The sequence below is a fragment of the Nocardioides sp. HB32 genome, from assembly GCF_054058995.1.
In genome coordinates, this window is record NZ_JBSSBS010000001.1 from 186,202 (window position 1) to 203,151 (window position 16,950).

Genomic DNA, 16,950 nt, shown 5'->3' on the forward strand with positions numbered 1-16,950 from the left:
GCGCGGCCTACAGGTCCTCGCCGTCGGCGCGGCGCACGTACTCCAGCCCTTCGTTCGGCAGGAACGCGTTCATGTGCTGCTCGAGGATGCCGTGTGCGGCCTCGGTGTAGATGCGGTCGTGGATGGCGAGGTTCCGGGGTGCCTTGACGGCGCGCGCGAACTCCACCGCCTCGGACGCCTTCAGCCACGGCGCCGACGACGGCACCAGGAGCACGTCGACCGCCTCGCCGGGCTCGGTGAGCGCGTCACCGGGGTGGTAGACCTTCGCGTCCCCGAGCGTCAGGACGTAGCCGCTGTTGGTGATCCGCGGGAACTCCGGGTGGATCACGGCGTGCAGCTCGCCCACCGCGCGCACCGGGACCCCGACGTCGAACGTCGAGCCGGGGGCCACGACCGTGAGCCGCTCGGCGACGGCCGGGGCCTCCTCCCGGATCTTCGCCGCGACCGCCTCGATCGTGAACACCGGCGCCCCCGCGGCGAGCAGGTGGTCGGGCAGGTAGTGGTCGGCGTGCTCGTGGGTGATCAGCACGGCATCGGCGCCGTCGACGGCCGACGGATCGGTGAACACTCCCGGGTCGAGGACCACGGTCGTGCCGTCGTGCTCGACCCGGACGCAGGCGTGGCCGAACTTCGTGATCCGCATGCGCCTCACGGTAGCCCGCCCTTTCTACGATGCTCGCGTGACCGATCCCTTGTCCGACCTCAGGCTCAGGACCGCCGTGCCGGCCGATGCGGTCGCGGGCGCGACCATGCACGCGGCCTGCTGGCGCGAGGCCTACGGGCCGTACGTCGACGCCGCGCTGCTCGAGGAGCGGCTGGCCGACACCGCCCGCTGGGTCGCGGCGTGGACCCGGCACCTGGTCGACGGCCCGCCCCGGGTGCTCGCCGAGGCGGGCGGCGACCTGATCGGCTTCTCGGTCGTCGGCCCGACCCGTGACGAGGACGCGGCCACGCCCACGGAGCTCTACGCGATCTACACCCGCGCCGCGTACTGGGGCACCGGCCTCGGGCAGCTGCTCTGGGACGCCGTACGCCCGGACGAGCCCTGCTCGCTGTGGGTCCTGGAGGCCAACGCGCGCGCCCAGGGCTTCTACCGGCGCAACGGCTTCGAGCCCGACGGGGCCCGCGAGCACTATGGCGGGCTGGACGCGTCGGAGATCAGGATGGTGCGCGGTCGCTAGGCCGTCAGGTGGTGCACGTAGCACCACCGCCAGTCCTCGACGGGCTCGCCCGACTGCATGACCGGGTGCTGCGAGTCGTGGAAGTGCCGGGTCGCGTGCTGCCGCGGCGAGGAGTCGCAGCAGGCGACGTTGCCGCACTCGAGGCACCGGCGCAGGGCCACCCAGTACGTGCCCTCGTCGATGCAGGCCTGGCAGAAGGTGGCGGGCTCTGCGGCCACGGTCGGGTAGTGCTCGAGGTCCGCGCAGGCCTCGCCGACCGCCCAGCGGCGGCGCGCGTACTGGGCGGTGTCGTCGCGCTCCTGCTCGGCGCTGTCGAGCATCGACTCCTCCACGTCGAGGCTCGCCAGCACGTCGGCGATCACCTCGGACGGCACGGTGCCGGACTTGCGGATGTCGAGGATCCGGCGCCGTTCGGCGTCGATCAGCTGGGTGCGGACCCGGTAGTACGTGGCGGCCGGCGACTCCTGGTCGGCCGTCGTGGCCAGCCGCTCCCAGGCGGCGAAGTTGCGCTGGTCGAGCCGCTGGCGGATCAGGTCGTACACGCCCGCCTGGTCCTCCTGCTCGATCTGCTCGAGCTCGTCGAGCGCGGCCTTGGACGCCTGCTGCAGCAGGGTCGCGCGGGCGAGTGCGTCGTCGAGGGGATCCGGCGATGGCACGTGCAGCCGGCGCGCGAACCACGGCAGCGACAGGCCCTGGATCAGCAGCGTCCCGGCCACGACGGTGAAGGCGGCGACGAGCAGCACCTCGCGGTGCTCGGTGTCCTTCGGGATCAGGAACGCCGCCGCGAGGGTGACGACGCCGCGCATGCCTGCCCAGCCGACCAGGAAGGTCTGGCCCAGCGGCTGTCGCTGCCCCGTCAGCGGATCCGGCCCGGGACGGACCAGCGTCCACCGCGAGGCGAGGACGCAGACCAGGCGGAGCACGATGCACGCCGCGAGCGTGGCGGCGCACACGGCGACGATGCGGACGGCGGACAGCGAGCTGTCCGCGAGGTCCTGGAAGATCCACTGCGCCTGCAGGCCGATCAGGCCGAACACCGCGTTCTCCAGCAGGAAGGCGATCGTGCGCCAGTTGATCCGCTCGGCGATCCGCGACTGCGCCGTCTGGAGGATCGGCGCCTTGTGGCCGAGCAGCAGGCCGGCGACCACGACGGCCACCACTCCCGAGGAGTGCAGCTCCTCGGCCGCCAGGAAGCAGGCGAACGGGATCACGAACGAGAGGCCGACGTCGAGCACCGGGTCGGTGATCCGCCGCCGCAGCTTGGCGACGAGCATGAAGACGGCGATGCCGAGCAGCACGCCACCGACCGAGGCGACGAGGAAGTCGACGCCGACCCGCCACAGCTCGACGCCGACCCCGGCGGCCGCGATCGCCGTCCGCAGGGAGACCAGCGCCGTGGCGTCGTTGAACAGCGACTCGCCCTCGAGGATCGTGACGATCCGCCGCGGCAGGCCGATGTTGCGACCGATGGCCGTCGCGGCGACGGCGTCGGGCGGGGCGACGACAGCGCCGAGGGCGAAGGCGATGGCCCACGAGACGTCCGGCACCATCATGTGCACGATCCAGCCGACGCCGGCGGTCGTGACGAGCACCGCACCCACCGACAGGGTCAGGATCGCCCGCCGGTGGGCGTTGAAGTCCACGAGCGAGGAGCTGACGGCGGCCGAGTAGAGCAGCGGCGGGAGCAGTCCGAGGAGCACCACCTCGGACTCGAGGTGCACCTGCGGCACGAACGGCAGGAACGACGCGCCGGCGCCGGCGACCACGAGCAGGAGGGGCGCGGGCACGCCGAGCCAGCGCGCGACCACGACCCCCGCCAGCACGCCGACGGCGAGCGCGACCAGGAAGAGGGCGACGTCCACGCACCCATCCTTCCCGATCAGCGGTCAGACGGGCTGTGCCGCCCAGGTCTTGGGTCGCCCCGCTGGCGCCCGCGGGATCAGGACTGTGGACGCAGGGCCCGGATCCGCGCGTCGAGCTCGCGGCGGTTGTCGCGTCGTACGGCGACCTCGACCACCTCGATCCCGCCGTTCGGGCTGGCGAGCGCCTGCTCGAGCTCCGGCAGGCTGGTGACCCGCAGGTGCGGGGTGCGGGTCGCGGCACAGAGGCTCGCGAGGTCGACGCCGTGCGGGGTGCCGAAGAGCCGCTCGTACTGCTCGGCGTACTCCCCCGCCCCCTGCTCCAGCATCGTGAAGATCGAGCCGCCGTCGTCGTTGACGACCACGATCGTCAGGTCGGGGACCGGCTCGCCGGGCCCGATCACCAGGCCGTTGGCGTCGTGCAGGAAGGTCACGTCGCCCATCAGCGCCAGCGCGCGGGTGCTCGAGGGCCGCGCGAGCGCGGCGCCGATGGCCGTCGACACGGTGCCGTCGATGCCGGACAGGCCGCGGTTGGCGAGCACCTTGCGCCGCCGGCCGACGTCGTAGCGGGGCACCATCAGGTCGAGGTCGCGGATCGGACTCGACGCCCCGACGACGAGCAGGCCGCCCTCGGGCAGGTGCCGGGCGACCGCGCCGGCGACCTCGTGCGGCATCAGCTCGGGCTCGGCGGCGAGCAACGCGTCGAGCTGCCGGGCCACGTCGCGGTCCGCCGCGCGCCACTCCGCGAGCCAGGAGGGGTCGTCCGGCTCGGCGACCGCTGGCACCACGACCAGTCGCTCGTCGACCGGGAACGGTCGATCGGTCCATACGCCGTACGCCGGGGTGTCGACCACCCGGACCTCCGGGCGCGCGAGCAGCCGGCTGACCGGGCGAGACAGCGTCGGGTGGCCGCAGACCACCACCCGCTCGATCCGGTCGCCGAGGTCCGAGCCGAGCAGCAGCCGGTAGGTGCGGATCGCGTTGTCGCCGGTGCGTGATCCGCTCGAGGGCTCGGCGAGCAGCGGCCAGCCGGCGCTCTCGGCGAGGCCCCGCGCGGGCGGGCCGGCGTCGTCGCCGGCCACGACCACCGTGCGCGGGCCGGTCGGGATCGTCAGGTGGATCATCGGACGGGCGCGCTGCACGGGCGGGCCCGGCGTCACCTCGGGCACCCACCGGTCCGCCGGCACCAGCGGCTCCTCGAGCGGCACGTTCAGGTGCACGGGGCCCGCGACGAGCAGGTCGTAGTCGCCGGTCGCGTCCTGGGTCGCCACGAGCGGGCCGAAGATGCCGACCTGGTCGGTCGTCTGGTTGGCGCTGGTGCCGCGAAGCCGGGCCGGCCGGTCCGCCGTCACGACGACCACGTCCACGCCCGAATGGGCGGCCTCGAGGACGGCGGGGTGCAGGTTCGCGACACCGGTGCCGGAGGTGCAGACCACCGCCGCGCGACGGTGGTTGCGAGACAGCCCGAGGCCGAGGAACCCCGCCGTGCGCTCGTCGATCCGGGTGTGCAGCCGCACCAGCCCGGCGGCGGCAGCGTCGTAGGCCGCGAACGAGAGCGGCGCGTTCCGCGACCCGGGCGCGACCACGATCTCGGTCACGCCCGCCTCGACGAGACGGGCGATCACGGACCGTGCGAGCTCGGTGGAGGTCACGGGCGTCGATCCTGCCGCACCGCGCGGACCTCGGCGAGCCGGGCCTCCCAGTGCGCGACCCGGTCGGGCGCCGCCGCCGGCCGCGCCTCGTCGACGATCGGCACCCGCACGGGCAGCTCACCGTCGACCGGCAGCAGCGGGTCCGTGACGACGTCGCGCTCGAGCAGCTGCACGGTCGCGAGCCCGCACGCGTAGGGCAGCTCGGGCAGGGCCGCCGCCAGCGCCACGCCGGCGGCGATCCCGACGCTGGTCTCCAGTGCCGACGACACGACGACCGGCAGCCCGATGTCCTCGGCGATCCGCAGGCACGCGCGCACGCCGCCCAGCGGCTGCACCTTGAGCACGGCGACGTCCGCCGCGTCGAGCTCGCGGACGCGGTAGGGATCGGCGGCCCGGCGGATCGACTCGTCGGCCGCGACCGGCACGTCGACCGCGCGTCGTACGGCGGCGAGCTCCTCGACGCTCGCGCAGGGCTGCTCGACGTACTCCAGACCACCGGCCGCGCGGTCCAGTAGCCGGATCGCCGCGACCGCGGTGTCCACGTCCCAGCCGCCGTTGGCGTCGATCCGCACCCGCCCGTCGGGGCCGAGGGCGTCACGCACCGCCTCCAGCCGCGCCTGGTCGTCGGCCAGCGACTGGCCCGGCTCGGCGACTTTGACCTTGGCGGTGCGGCAGCCCCCGTCGGCGACGATCCGGCGCGCGTGCTCGGCCCCGACCGCGGGCACGGTGACGTTGACGGGCACGCGGGACCGCACGGGCGCCGGCCAGTCGCCCGCGGCCGCCTCCTCGGCGCAGCGCAGCCACGGCTCGGCGACGACCGCGTCGTACTCCAGGAACGGGCTCCACTCGCCCCAGCCGGCGGCGCCCCGGAGCAGCACGCCCTCACGCACGGTGATGCCGCGGAAGCGGGTCCGCATCGGAAGGCTGAAGACGTTCACGCGAGGCCCCGGAGCCGTAGCCGGTCGGACTTGCCGTTGTCGAGCAGCGGGATCGCGTCGAGCCGGACCAGCTGCCGCGGCGCCCAGGAGCGCGGGTGCGTCTCCGCCACCCAGGCGCGCGCCGCCGCTGCGCTCAGCTCGCCGACGACGAACGCGACGACCCGGTTGCCCCACTCCTCGTCGGGTACGCCGAGCACCTCGGCCGCCCGGACGTCCGGGTGCTCGCGCAGCCGGGCCGCGACCGCGGCCGCGGGCACGTTCACCCCGCCGCTCACGACCATGTCGTCGAGGCGCCCGAGCACCTGGAGCCGGCCGTCCTCGTCGAGCCGACCGGCGTCGGACGTGAGGAACCAGCCGTCCACGAGTACCTCGGCGGTGCGCGCCGGGTCGGCGTCGTACCCGTCGAAGAGCACCGGCCCCCCGATCCGCACCCGGCCGTCGTCCCCGATCGCGACGCCGACGCCGTCGAGGGGCAGCCCGTCGTAGACGCAGCCGCCGGCGGTCTCCGCCGAGCCGTAGGTCCCGACGATCCGCACGCCGGCGTCGGCCGCGCGGCGCCGAAGCGCGGCGTCGATCGGGCCGCCGCCGAGCAGCACGGTGTGGAACGTCCGCAGCGCGTCCGCGTCGGTGTCGAGCAGCCGGTGCAGCTGCGTCGGCACCAGCGAGACGAAGCGGTCCACCTCGCCGAGGGCCTCGGTCGCGGCCCCGAAGTCGTCCTCGAGCACCACCGGCTCGTGACCGGCGACCAGGGAGCGGCACACGACCTGGAGCCCGGCGACGTACGTCGGCGGCAGCGCGAGCAGCCAGCGGCCCGAGCCGCCGACCCGGCGCGCCGAGGCGCGCACGGACGCGAGGACCGCGGGCCTGGACAGCAGGACCCGCTTCGGCGTCCCGGTCGAGCCCGAGGTCTCGACGACCCACGGGTCGGGGTCGTCGGCGGCCAGCCAGGCGTCGAGCTCGCGGACCACGGAATTCACGCGACCGACCCTAGTGGCGCGTGATGGGATCCCTCCGTGCCCTCCCGCCTCGACCGGTTCCTGCCGCCGACCCCGCTGGCGCGACGGTTGTCGCTGCAGTCGGTGATGTTCGCGACCGGCGAGGGCGCGTTCATGACCGGCTCGGCGGTGTTCTTCACCCAGGTGGTCGGCCTGACCGCCGCCCAGGTCGGTGTCGGCCTGACGGTCGCGGGCGTGTTCGCGTTCTCGTTCGCCGTCCCCCTCGGCAGGCTCGCGGACCGGGTCGGCCCCAAGCGGCAGTGGGCGGCGGGCGCGTTCCTGAGCGCCGCGCTCTACCTGGTGTGGCCGTTCATCGAAAGCTTCCCGGCGTACGTCGCGATGGTGGTGGTGCTCCAGCTCGTGGCGAACGCCGGCTGGTCCGGCCGGGGCGCGTACACGATCGACGTGTTCCCCCGCGAGGAGCGGGTCCGGTCGATGGCGTTCATGCGGGCGGCGCTCAACATCGGGTTCACCGTCGGGGCGGCGATCGGCGGCATCGCGCTGGCGTTCGACAACAACGACGTCGTCCGCGTCGTGCCGTGGCTGACGTCGGCGATCCTGTTCGTGAACGCGCTCTTCATCACCCGGCTCCCGGACGCGACCCACGACAAGGTCGACGAGCTGCCGGCCGAGAAGGCGCTCGGCGGGAGCGCCCTGCGGAACCGCGGCTTCCTGCTGCTGAACGTCTTCGACGGGGTGCTGAGCACCAACCAGGTGCTCCTCAACATCGTGATCCCGCTGTGGCTCGTGCAGGAGACCGACGCCCCGCGGGTGCTGCTGGCATGGCTCTTCGGCACCAACACGGTGATGGCGGTGCTGCTCCAGGTCCCGGCCGCCCGCGGCGTGAACTCGGTGCGCACGTCGCTGCGCGCGGCCCGGATCAGCGCGGCGTTCTTCGTGCTGTCGTGCTGCATCGTCCTGGTCACCCACGACACCCTCGGGTGGACCACGATCCTGCTGGTCTGGCTCGGCCACGTCACCGTCACCGGCGCGGAGCTGTTCCAGTCCGCAGGCCGGTGGGGCTTCCTCGCCGAGCTGTCCGACCCGGACCGGCGCGGGGAGTACCAGGGCGTCGCCCAGCTCGGCGACACGCTCGGCAACGTCTGGGCACCCGCGGCGTACACCTTCCTCGCGCTGTCCTGGGGCGCGGCCGGCTGGGTGACCATCGCCGGGATCGTCGTGCTCGCCGTCATCGCCATGGGACCCACCTCGCGGGCGGCCGAGCGGTACCTGGCGCGCGCCCGACGACCCGTGACTGCTTGAATCTCCCCTCGTGGCAACTCCCGCACAGTGGCTGGCCGGCGCCCGGCCGCGCACCCTCCCGGCCGCCGTCTCGCCCGTGGTCGCCGGCACCGGCGTCGCGGCGTACGAGGACTCCTTCATCTGGTGGAAGGCGCTGCTCGCGCTCGTGGTCGCGCTGGCGCTCCAGGTCGCGGTCAACTACGCGAACGACTACTCCGACGGCATCCGCGGCACCGACGCCGACCGGGTCGGCCCGATGCGGCTGGTCGGGTCCGGTGCGGCGTCCGCGGGCGCGGTGAAGCGCGCGGCCTTCCTGGCGTTCGGCGTCGCCGGCGTGGCCGGGCTCGCGCTGGCCGCGACGACGGCCTGGTGGCTGGTGCTCGTCGGCCTGGTCTCGGCGCTCGCCGCCTGGTTCTACACCGGCGGCTCGCGCCCGTACGGCTACCTCGGGCTGGGCGAGGTGATGGTGTTCGTCTTCTTCGGGCTGGTCGCCGTGATCGGCACGACGTACGTCCAGACCGAGACGTGGGAGTGGGCGGCGCTGGGGGCCGCGATCGGCGTCGGGTCGCTCGCCTGCGCGATCCTGGTCGCGAACAACCTGCGCGACATCCCCACCGACACGCTCGCCGGCAAGCGCACCCTCGCCGTACTGCTGGGGGACCGGCGGACCCGGCTGCTGTACGTCGCGCTGGTCGCGGTCGCCGCGCTCGCGGTCCTGCTGGTCGCCCTGGCCACGTCGTGGTGGGTGCTGATCGGCATCGGCTTCCTGGTGCTGGCCGCGCCCGCCGCCCGCACCGTCGTCTCCGGAGCCGTCGGGCCCGGCCTGATCCCCGTCCTCCAGTCCACCGGCCTCGCCGAGCTCGTCTGGGCGGTCCTCGTCGCCGTCGGCCTGGTCGTCGGCCGCTGACCCCATGTAAAGCGGAGGCGGCGCCCGACCGGCCACCAGCCAGCGGCGACGTAGGCTCACCGCATGCTGTGGATCATCCTGCTGGTCGTGGTGGTGGGCGTGCTCGCCTACCGGTTCCGCGTCCCGCTGCTCGCGAAGGTGCTCGGGCAGGACCAGGCGCGGGTACGCCGCCAGCTCGACCGGCGCAAGGACTAGGACGAGGCCGAGGGCGGGGCCGAGGTGTCGTCCTCGGCGTCCTCCTTGGCCTTCATCTCCTCGATCTTCGCGGTCATCGCCTCCGCGCGGACCTGCACCCGCCGCGCCAGCGCCTCGCGCTGCCGGTTGAGCACGACGTAGGAGCCCACGCCGCTGACGACGAGCGCGATCACGAGGGCCCACAGGATCGGCACCGAGTCGGTGAACACGAACCACAGTCCGACGACGATCCCGAAGGACGCGGCGAACAGCACCAGGCGCAGGGCGGTGTAGATCCAGAACTCCTTCACGGATTCAGGGTAGGCGTGACCACGGGGTGCCTACTCTGGGGGTGTGCTGAAGTTCCTGCTGGTCGTGATCCTGATCGCGGTCGCCGTCTACCTGGCGACGCGGGCGATCCAGCGCCGCGGCGACCTGCCGACCCCGCGCCGCCCGCGACCGACGCAGCGGCCGCCCCGCGTGGTCGGTCCGGACGACGACCCGGACTTCCTGCGCGACCTGGACCGGAAGCGCCGGCACCCCGAGGATCCCGAGGCCTAGCCGCCGTTCCCGCCGGACGGCACCGTCGGACGCTCAGCCGTCACCAGCGCAGGCGCGCCGCCGGCGTACGAGTGCTGCGACGTGGTCGAGAAGTAGTTGATCCCGATGAAGTTGAACCACAGCGTGGCCACGCCCACGAGCGCCAGGATCGCGGCGTTGCGGCCCTTCCAGCCCGCAGTGGTGCGGGCGTGCAGGTACGCCGCGTAGACGACCCAGGTGATGAAGGCCCACACCTCCTTCGGGTCCCAGTTCCAGTACGACGACCAGGCCTGGTGCGCCCAGATCGGGCCGGTGATCAGCACGGCGAACGTCCACACCGGGAACCCGAAGGCGTGCAGCCGGTAGGACACCCGGTCGAGGACCTCGGGCTTCGGGAGCCGGGCGACGTAGCCGGTCGTCCGCTGCCCCTGTCTGCTGAGCCCGCGCGCCTTCACCAGGTACAGCGCCGAGGTGATGCCGCCGAGGGTGAACGCACCGGTGGCGATGATCGCCGACACGACGTGGATGACCAGCCAGTACGACGACAGCGCCTCGGTCAGCGGCGCGACCGGCGCGTAGAGCCAGGTCACCGCCACCATCAGCACGGTCAGCACGAACGCCAGCACGATCGGCGCCATCCAGGCGAGCTTGAGGCGGCCGCGGAGCGCGACGTACAGGAACGCGACCACGAAGGTGCCGGTCAGCGTGAACTCGTACATGTTGCCCCAGGGCACCCGGTTCGGGTCCGCGGCCATGCCGCGCGCCACCAGGCCGACGAAGTGGATCGCGACCGCGAGGCAGGTGAGCAGGAATCCGAGCCGCCCGAAGAGTGCGGTACGCCGGGCGGCCGACTCGTCCGCGACCGACTCACCGGGGCCGGTCGCCACGGCGACCCCGCCGGACGAGGCGTTCGCCGCGGCCGCGGTCACCGGCACGTTGCGCAACGAGGCCCACTCCACGAGGTGCGCGAGCAGGGCCAGGAAGTACACCAGCCCGCAGGCCGCCACGGCCTGGTTGCTGAGACTCTCCCATGCGGCGTCGGTCACGACTCGTCCTCTCGGTTGCCCTCTCGATGGTCCTGGAGCACAGCCACGACCTCGTCCACGACCGCGGCCATGTCGCCGCCGCCGGACCGGTCGAGCGCGGCCACCTCGACCAGTGTGCCGTCACCCTCGCGCCGGGCGCGAACCCAGACCCTTCGCGGCCGGATGAACAGCGAGCCGAGCAGCCCGAGCAGGGCCAGCACGACGCCGCTCAGGGCGATCCACTTGCCGGGCGTCTGGCTGATCTGGATCTTGTTCCACTCCTTCAGCCCCTGGAAGGAGACGGTGCCGAGGCCGTTCGGCAGCTTGACGGACTGGCCCGGCCGCAGGTCGACGCGGTACGGCGCGCCGTTCTTCTTGGTCAGCATCGTGGTGTGCGACTTGTCGAGCGCGTACACCGACTGCGGCTGCCCCGTGTCCATGCCCAGGTCGCCGGTGTAGACGAGCATCGAGATCATCGGGTCCAGCGGCTTGCCGAGCAGCGAGAAGTAGCTGCCGGTCTGCTTGGAGAACGCCACGGTCGGGTAGAACTCGCCCTCCAGCCCGATCTGGGTGGGCTCGGCGTCCGGAGCCTTCACCACGCCGATCGACTGGAAGCTCTCGTTCACGGGCAGGAAGACCGCGGGGCCCCCGGAGCGGTGACCGTCGGCGTCGGTGATGGTGATGACCGGCGCGTACCCGTGCCCGATGAGGAACACCTCGGTGTTCCCGATGCTCAGCGGGTGGTTCACCTGGAGGTCGTAGGTCTTCTCCGGCGCGTCGGGTGACTCCTGGTAGGTCAGGTGCGACTTGAAGCCGCGGGCCATGCCCGCCCGCGGGCCGGTCGTCAGCCAGTCGACGTCGAAGTCGTCGATCTTGAACGAGAACGGCTCCATGTCCTCGGCGCGGAAGAGGCTGCCGGGGTCGAAGTCGTCGTACTGGGTGAGGTTGTTGGAGAAGCCGTACTGGTCTCCGACCAGCAGGATCACGCCACCCTTGTAGCCGAACAGGCTGCCGAGCGCGAAGCCGACCAGCACCACCAGCACGGACAGGTGGAAGACCAGGTTCCCGGCCTCCCGGAGGTAGCCACGCTCGGCGGAGACCGCGTCGCCGTCGAGGGTCAGGCGGTACCGGCGCTTCCTCAGCGCGCGCCGGGCCCGCTCGAGGAGCTCGTCCGGCGGCTCGGAGGTCACGTACGTCGCGTGCTCCGGCAGCCGCGTCAGGTTGCGCGGTGCCGCCGGCGGCTTCGCCCGCAGCCCGCGCCAGTAGTGGAACGTGCGCGGCACGATGCAGCCGACCAGCGAGAGCATCAGCAGGATGTAGATCGCCGAGAACCAGGGCGAGTCGTAGACGGAGAACAGCCCGAGCCGCTCGTAGACCGGCGTCAGCTGCGGGTGGGCCGACTGCCAGTTCGAGGTCTTGAGGGAGTCGACGCCCTCCTGCGGGATGATCGAGCCCGGGATCGCGGCGAGCGCCAGCAGCAGCAGCAGGATCAGCGCCGTCCGCATCGACGTGACCTGTCGCCAGGTCCAACGCAGCAGCTCGCGCACGCCCAGCTCGCCGGGGCGGCGGTCGTCCTCCGGCGGACGGGTGCTCAGCGACGTCTGCGGCGGGGCGCTCATACGACCGTCCCCGAGTCCTGCACGAGCCTGACCTGCACCCAGCTCACCGCCTCGGCCCACCAGCCCGTGATCAGCAGGATGCCGACCGCGACCAGCATCAGCCCGCCGGCCCGCATCACCCACACCTGGTGCCGGCGGACCCAGCCGATCGCGGAGAGCGCCTTCTCGTAGGCCAGGCCGGCAGCGATGAACGGCAGGCCGAGCCCGAGCGCATAGACCGCCGAGAGGAACGCGCCGCGCGCGGCGGTGCCCTCGCTGATCGCGAGGGTGCTGATCGCGGCCAGGGTCGGTCCGATGCACGGCGTCCAGCCGAGCCCGAACAGGAAGCCCAGGACGGGCGCGGCCGCGAGCCCGACCGCCGGGACGGTGTGCACGCGCCACTCGCGGTTCAGGAACGGCAGCCAGCCGCCGAAGGCCAGGCCGAGCACGATCATCAGGATGCCCAGGGTGACGGCGAGCTGGCGGCTCCAGGTCACCAGCCAGGCGCCGAGCGCGCCGGACGCCGTACCGAGGATCACGAAGACGACCGTGAAGCCGAGCACGAACAGCAGGGACCCCAGGAACATCCGGCCACGCCGCGAGCCGGCCACGCCGTTCGCCAGGTCGGCGCCGGACAGCCCGGTGGCGTACGAGAGGTAGCCGGGCAGCAGCGGGATCACGCACGGGGAGAAGAACGAGACCAGGCCGGCGACCAGCGCGACCGGGACGGCGAGGACGAGCGACCCGGAGGCGGCCTGGTCGTGGAACCACTCACCCATCGACGGCGTCCGTGGACTCGCTCGCGGTGTCGTCCACGAGGTCGACCAGGGTCCGCGTCGACGGCAGCGCCCCGAGGATGCTGGCGGCGACCCGGCCCTCGTCGTCGAGGACGACGAACGACGGGATGGAGTTCGGGCTCAGCGTGCCGCGGAACTGCAGCATCGCCTTGCCGTCGGGCGAGAACACCGACGGGTACGGCACGTCGAAGCGCCGCACGAACGCCTGACCGGTGGAGGTGGAGGCGTCGCGCAGGTTGATGCCGACGAACTGCGCCCGGTCGCCCACCTGGTTCGCGGCGGCCACCACGTCCGGCGCCTCACCGCGGCACGGCCCGCACCACGAGCCCCACACCACGACGACGACGGGCTCACCGCGGTAGTCGGCGAGGTCGATCGGCTTGCCGTCGAGATCCTCGCCCTGGAGGTCGACGGGGTCGCCACGGCTCCCGGCCTCGACGACGTTCACGTCGCCGGGCCCGGTGTAGAAGCCCTTGTCCCCGGAGCCGGAGAGCGACGAGCACCCGGTGGCCCCGACGGCGAGGAGCAGGCAGCCGAGGACGGCTGCCGGGAGGGAGCGCAAGATCAGGGCCTCTTCTCCTCGGGCGCGTTGCCGGCCGAGAACGGCGCCTTCTTATCCTTCACCGGGATCAGGTCGCCGGCGGGCTCGGAGTAGCTGACCTGGGTCAGCCGGTCCCCGACGAAGTGGAACGAGGTCAGCGAGCAGAGGGTGCACTGGCGCTTGCGCGGGTCGTGGAGGAACGACCGGTGCTCCACGTGCAACCGCGTGATCCAGATCGGCAGCTGGTGCGACACGATCACGGCCTCGTGACCGGCGGCGGCCTCGCGGGCGTCGTGCACCGCGGCCATCATCCGCTTCACCACCTGCTTGTACGGCTCACCCCAGGACGGCTTGACCGGGTTCCAGAGGTGTCGCCAGGTGCGCGGGTCGCGCAGCGCGTTCTCGCCACCGGCGAACCGCTTGCCCTCGAAGATGTTGGTCGACTCGATGACCCGGTCGTCGGTGACCATGTCCAGCCCGCGGGCGGTCGCCAACGGCTGTGCGGTCTCCTGGGCCCGCTCGAGCGGCGAGACCCGCAGGTGGGTGATGTCCCGGTCCTTGATCGAGTCCGCGACCTTCTCAGCCATCTGGCGGCCGAGGTCGGAGAGGTGGAAGCCGTCGCGACGGCCGTAGAGGACGCCGTCGGGGTTGTGCACCTCGCCGTGGCGCAGCAGGTGGACGATGGTGTCGGGCGTCTGGCTCACTGCTGGGCTCCCGGGGTCTCCTGGGCTTCGGCCGCGGCGCGCGCGGCGTGGGGCAGGGCATCGAGGACGGTCTGCACGGCGCGGTCGTCGTGCGCGGAGGACAGGAACCACGCCTCGTACGCCGACGGCGGCAGGTAGACACCGCGGTCGAGCATCGCGTGGAAGAACGCGGCGTACGCCGCCTGGTCGGTCCGCGACGCGTCGTCGAAGTCGCGGACGGCGCCGTCGGCCAGGAACACCGAGAACATGGTGCCGGTGGCCTGGACGACGTGCGGGACCCCGGCCCTGGTCAGCTCGTCCGACGCCGCCGTCTTCACGGTGTCGGCGACGGAGCCGATGTGGGCGTACACCTCGTCGGTCGCGAGGCGCAGCGTGGCGAGGCCGGCGGTGGTGGCGATCGGGTTCCCGGACAGGGTGCCGGCCTGGTAGACGGGGCCGTCAGGCGCCAGCCGCGACATCACGTCGGCGCGGCCGCCGAACGCCGCGGCCGGGAAGCCGCCGCCCATCACCTTGCCGAAGGTCACCAGGTCGGGCCGCCAGCCCTCGACGGCGCCGTCCAGACCCCACTGGCCCAGGCGCGAGGCGCGGAACCCGGTCATCACCTCGTCACTGACGAACAGCGCGCCGTGCGCGCGGCAGGTCTCCGCCAGGAACTGATTGAAGCCGGGCTCGGGAGGGACCACGCCCATGTTGCCGGGCGCGGCCTCGGTGATCAGGCACGCGATCCGGTCGCCGTGCTCGGCGAAGGCCTTCTCGACCGCCGACCGGTCGTTGTAGGGCAGCACCAGCGTCAGCGCGGTGGAGGACTCCGGGACACCGGGCGTCCCGGGGAGCGCGAAGGTGGCGACCCCGGAGCCGGCGGCGGCGAGCAGCGAGTCCACGTGCCCGTGGTAGCAGCCGGCGAACTTCACGACCACGTCGCGGCCGGTGAAGCCGCGCGCGAGACGGATCGCCGACATGGTCGCCTCGGTGCCGCTGGACACGAACCGGACCCGCTCGACGGGCGCTCGGGACACGATCTCCTCGGCGAGCTCGACCTCGGGCTCCGTGGGCGTGCCGTACGACGTCCCGCGCCGGACCGCCTCCAGCACCGCGGACTGCACCTCCGGGTGCGCGTGGCCCAGCAGCATCGGACCCCACGAGCAGATCAGGTCGACGTACTCGTTGCCGTCCACGTCGGTCAGCCAGGCGCCCTGAGCGGAGCGGATGAACCGGGGTGTGCCGCCGACCGCGTTGAAGGCGCGGACCGGTGAGTTCACCCCTCCGGGCGTGACCGCGCGGGCGCGCTCGAACAGCGCGGCGGAGCGGGCGGGCCCTGCGGACGACGGAGCGGTCACCGGGTCATTGTCCCCGAGCGGCCCAACCGGCCCGACCCGAGGGTGCCGCCCGCGCTCGTCGAACGTGGCCGGGACCACGTCCAGACCGGAGGAGAACGAGTTTCACCGTCATGACCTGCGGGAATGGTCGTCCCGTGAACGAGGGCCCGAGACATCGACGCGCACCGAACCGTAACCGGTGGGTAACACGTTCGTTGGATCGGGCAGCGCGTGCCGAGGGACATGCGTTCGTCGTGGGAACAGGGAGAGCAACGATGTCGAATGCGCGATTCGGTCGCGGCCAGAAGGCCATGGCCCTGGTGCCGCTGGCCGTGCTGTCAGCCGCCTGGACGGCGAGCATCGCCGGTGTGGGTGCGAGCACCGCGAGCGCCGACACCCAGCCCGAGCTCCGCCTGCCGGACGGCTCGACCGTCCCGACCCAGGCGATCAAGGCACCCGCGAGCGTCTCCACCTCCGGCGGCGTGGCACCCGGCGTGCACGGCGACCCCGGCACCGTCGTCGCGACGGCATCGACCTCGGGCATCCCGGCCGCAGCGCTGGCGGCGTACCAGCGCGCCGAGACCGTCATCAACTCCGCGGACAAGAGCTGCCACCTCTCCTGGCAGCTGATCGCGGCGATCGGCCGGGTCGAGTCCGACCACGGCCGGACCAACGGCAACAGCCTCGACGCGGACGGCGTCGCCCAGCCGGGCATCTACGGCCCCGCGCTCGACGGCACCGACGGCACCACCCGGATCGCCGACACCGACGCCGGGCAGTACGACGACGACGCGAAGTTCGACCGCGCGATCGGACCGATGCAGTTCATCCCCTCGACCTGGTCCGTGGTCGGCGTGGACGCCGACGGCGACGGCCAGCGCAACCCGCAGGACATCGACGACGCGGCGCTCGCCACGGCGGTCTACCTGTGCTCCGGCGACGACGACCTGTCGAGCGCGGCCGGGCAGCACTCCGCGGTCTACCGCTACAACCACTCGACGTCGTACGTCGACCTGGTCCTCTCGATCACTAACGCCTACCTGCAGGGCGAGTTCACGTCGGTCCCCAACGGCACCACCTCCGCGGGCTACCTGGTCCCGGCCGAGCACCAGCCGGCCGCGCACGGCCCGAAGAAGCACCACCACACCAGCCACGCGCACGGCCAGCAGAACGGCGGGTCCGGCCCGAGCAGCACCCCGGCCGAGCAGCCGAGCGAGCAGCCGACCACGCCCGCCGCACCGGGCACCGGCGGCGGCACGGGCGGCACCGGTGGCGGTGGCGTCCAGGTGCCCACCCCGAGCGTCCCGCCGCTGCCCTCGACCTCGATCCCGCCGGTGGACGACCTGCTCACCCACGCCCAGGCCGTCGTCCAGTGCACGCTCGACGGGTTCGTCGACAACATCCTGCGCGACGACGACCCGTTCGACCAGTGCGTGTACGACTACACGCACAACTGACCGCCCCGGCGAAACCGGTGGTCG

The 16,950-nt window shown here is 72.9% G+C and carries 18 protein-coding genes; 6 read left to right on the forward strand and 12 right to left on the reverse strand.

Translation table 11 applies throughout. From position 1 onward, the window contains the following. Positions 1–7 precede the first annotated feature (7 nt). Positions 8–643: an MBL fold metallo-hydrolase gene (locus ACVW2K_RS00930; protein ID WP_457201194.1), complete on the reverse strand. Its 636-nt coding sequence runs from the start codon at positions 641–643 to the stop codon at positions 8–10. Between the two features lie 37 nt (positions 644–680). Here ACVW2K_RS00930 and ACVW2K_RS00935 point away from each other — a divergent pair, with 37 nt between their 5' ends. After that, positions 681–1,181, forward strand: coding sequence for an N-acetyltransferase family protein (locus tag ACVW2K_RS00935; protein WP_457201195.1), 501 nt, complete (start codon positions 681–683; stop codon positions 1,179–1,181). On the opposite strand, the gene ACVW2K_RS00940 is transcribed toward ACVW2K_RS00935, so the two are convergent. The 4 genes from ACVW2K_RS00940 to ACVW2K_RS00955 all read right to left on the reverse strand — a co-directional run bounded on the left by ACVW2K_RS00940 (position 1,178) and on the right by ACVW2K_RS00955 (position 6,607). Then, on the reverse strand, positions 1,178–3,043 hold the full coding sequence (locus ACVW2K_RS00940; protein WP_028638833.1) for a Na+/H+ antiporter: 1,866 nt from the start codon (positions 3,041–3,043) through the stop codon (positions 1,178–1,180). The genes ACVW2K_RS00935 and ACVW2K_RS00940 overlap by 4 nt on opposite strands. A gap of 77 nt (positions 3,044–3,120) precedes the next feature. Then, positions 3,121–4,692 carry a 2-succinyl-5-enolpyruvyl-6-hydroxy-3-cyclohexene-1-carboxylate synthase gene (gene menD, locus ACVW2K_RS00945; protein WP_457201196.1) on the reverse strand — a complete coding sequence of 524 codons (1,572 nt, stop codon included), beginning with the start codon at positions 4,690–4,692 and terminating at the stop codon, positions 3,121–3,123. Beyond that, entirely contained in the window at positions 4,689–5,630 is a 942-nt protein-coding gene (locus tag ACVW2K_RS00950) for an o-succinylbenzoate synthase (RefSeq protein WP_028638831.1), read from the reverse strand. The genes menD and ACVW2K_RS00950 overlap by 4 nt, the downstream gene beginning before the upstream one ends. Continuing rightward, positions 5,627–6,607 carry an AMP-binding protein gene (locus ACVW2K_RS00955; protein WP_457201197.1) on the reverse strand — a complete coding sequence of 327 codons (981 nt, stop codon included), beginning with the start codon at positions 6,605–6,607 and terminating at the stop codon, positions 5,627–5,629. The genes ACVW2K_RS00950 and ACVW2K_RS00955 overlap by 4 nt, the downstream gene beginning before the upstream one ends. Before the next feature lie 36 nt (positions 6,608–6,643). On the opposite strand from ACVW2K_RS00955, the gene ACVW2K_RS00960 reads away from it, so the two are divergent. From ACVW2K_RS00960 to ACVW2K_RS00970, 3 genes are all read left to right on the forward strand, one after another. After that, positions 6,644–7,888 carry an MFS transporter gene (locus tag ACVW2K_RS00960; protein WP_457201198.1) on the forward strand — a complete coding sequence of 415 codons (1,245 nt, stop codon included), beginning with the start codon at positions 6,644–6,646 and terminating at the stop codon, positions 7,886–7,888. Between the two features lie 10 nt (positions 7,889–7,898). Beyond that, positions 7,899–8,774 (forward strand): 1,4-dihydroxy-2-naphthoate polyprenyltransferase, encoded by an 876-nt coding sequence (locus ACVW2K_RS00965; protein ID WP_457201199.1) that lies wholly within the window; start codon positions 7,899–7,901, stop codon positions 8,772–8,774. Positions 8,775–8,837: 63 nt separating this feature from the next. Further along, positions 8,838–8,969, forward strand: coding sequence for a hypothetical protein (locus ACVW2K_RS00970; protein ID WP_457201200.1), 132 nt, complete (start codon positions 8,838–8,840; stop codon positions 8,967–8,969). Here ACVW2K_RS00970 and ACVW2K_RS00975 read toward each other — a convergent pair. Continuing rightward, the gene (locus ACVW2K_RS00975) at positions 8,966–9,259 is read right to left on the reverse strand and encodes a DUF4229 domain-containing protein (protein WP_028638827.1); all 294 of its coding nucleotides are present in this window, start codon (positions 9,257–9,259) and stop codon (positions 8,966–8,968) included. The two genes, ACVW2K_RS00970 and ACVW2K_RS00975, sit on opposite strands and share 4 nt — an antisense overlap. Before the next feature lie 43 nt (positions 9,260–9,302). Here ACVW2K_RS00975 and ACVW2K_RS00980 point away from each other — a divergent pair, with 43 nt between their 5' ends. Next, entirely contained in the window at positions 9,303–9,509 is a 207-nt protein-coding gene (locus ACVW2K_RS00980; protein ID WP_155992290.1) for a hypothetical protein, read from the forward strand. On the opposite strand, the gene ccsB is transcribed toward ACVW2K_RS00980, so the two are convergent. From ccsB to hemL, 6 genes are read right to left on the reverse strand one after another with little or no spacing between them, the layout of a single operon-like run. Then, on the reverse strand, positions 9,506–10,534 hold the full coding sequence (gene ccsB, locus ACVW2K_RS00985) for a c-type cytochrome biogenesis protein CcsB (protein ID WP_457201201.1): 1,029 nt from the start codon (positions 10,532–10,534) through the stop codon (positions 9,506–9,508). The two genes, ACVW2K_RS00980 and ccsB, sit on opposite strands and share 4 nt — an antisense overlap. Beyond that, positions 10,531–12,132 carry a cytochrome c biogenesis protein ResB gene (gene resB, locus ACVW2K_RS00990; protein ID WP_457201202.1) on the reverse strand — a complete coding sequence of 534 codons (1,602 nt, stop codon included), beginning with the start codon at positions 12,130–12,132 and terminating at the stop codon, positions 10,531–10,533. Before resB ends, ccsB begins: the two co-directional genes overlap by 4 nt. Beyond that, positions 12,129–12,890 carry a cytochrome c biogenesis CcdA family protein gene (locus tag ACVW2K_RS00995; RefSeq protein ID WP_028638824.1) on the reverse strand — a complete coding sequence of 254 codons (762 nt, stop codon included), beginning with the start codon at positions 12,888–12,890 and terminating at the stop codon, positions 12,129–12,131. The genes resB and ACVW2K_RS00995 overlap by 4 nt, the downstream gene beginning before the upstream one ends. Further along, positions 12,883–13,470 carry a TlpA family protein disulfide reductase gene (locus ACVW2K_RS01000; RefSeq protein WP_036571397.1) on the reverse strand — a complete coding sequence of 196 codons (588 nt, stop codon included), beginning with the start codon at positions 13,468–13,470 and terminating at the stop codon, positions 12,883–12,885. Before ACVW2K_RS01000 ends, ACVW2K_RS00995 begins: the two co-directional genes overlap by 8 nt. A 2-nt stretch (positions 13,471–13,472) precedes the next feature. Beyond that, the gene (locus tag ACVW2K_RS01005) at positions 13,473–14,153 is read right to left on the reverse strand and encodes a histidine phosphatase family protein (RefSeq protein WP_457201203.1); all 681 of its coding nucleotides are present in this window, start codon (positions 14,151–14,153) and stop codon (positions 13,473–13,475) included. Then, positions 14,150–15,490: a glutamate-1-semialdehyde 2,1-aminomutase gene (gene hemL, locus ACVW2K_RS01010; RefSeq protein ID WP_457201204.1), complete on the reverse strand. Its 1,341-nt coding sequence runs from the start codon at positions 15,488–15,490 to the stop codon at positions 14,150–14,152. Before hemL ends, ACVW2K_RS01005 begins: the two co-directional genes overlap by 4 nt. 254 nt (positions 15,491–15,744) lie before the next feature. Between hemL and ACVW2K_RS01015 the strand changes: the two genes are divergently transcribed. Next, complete coding sequence (locus ACVW2K_RS01015; RefSeq protein WP_457201205.1) at positions 15,745–16,926, forward strand: lytic transglycosylase domain-containing protein; 1,182 nt, start codon at positions 15,745–15,747, stop codon at positions 16,924–16,926. Positions 16,927–16,950 lie beyond the last annotated feature (24 nt).

Coding starts and splice junctions, on each gene's coding strand:
- ACVW2K_RS01015 (WP_457201205.1), top strand. CDS start 15,745: ATGTCGAATGCGCGATTCGGTCGCGGCCAGAAGGCCATGGCCCTGGTG.
- ACVW2K_RS00930 (WP_457201194.1), bottom strand. CDS start 643: ATGCGGATCACGAAGTTCGGCCACGCCTGCGTCCGGGTCGAGCACGAC.
- resB (WP_457201202.1), bottom strand. CDS start 12,132: ATGAGCGCCCCGCCGCAGACGTCGCTGAGCACCCGTCCGCCGGAGGAC.
- ACVW2K_RS00995 (WP_028638824.1), bottom strand. CDS start 12,890: ATGGGTGAGTGGTTCCACGACCAGGCCGCCTCCGGGTCGCTCGTCCTC.
- ACVW2K_RS00970 (WP_457201200.1), top strand. CDS start 8,838: ATGCTGTGGATCATCCTGCTGGTCGTGGTGGTGGGCGTGCTCGCCTAC.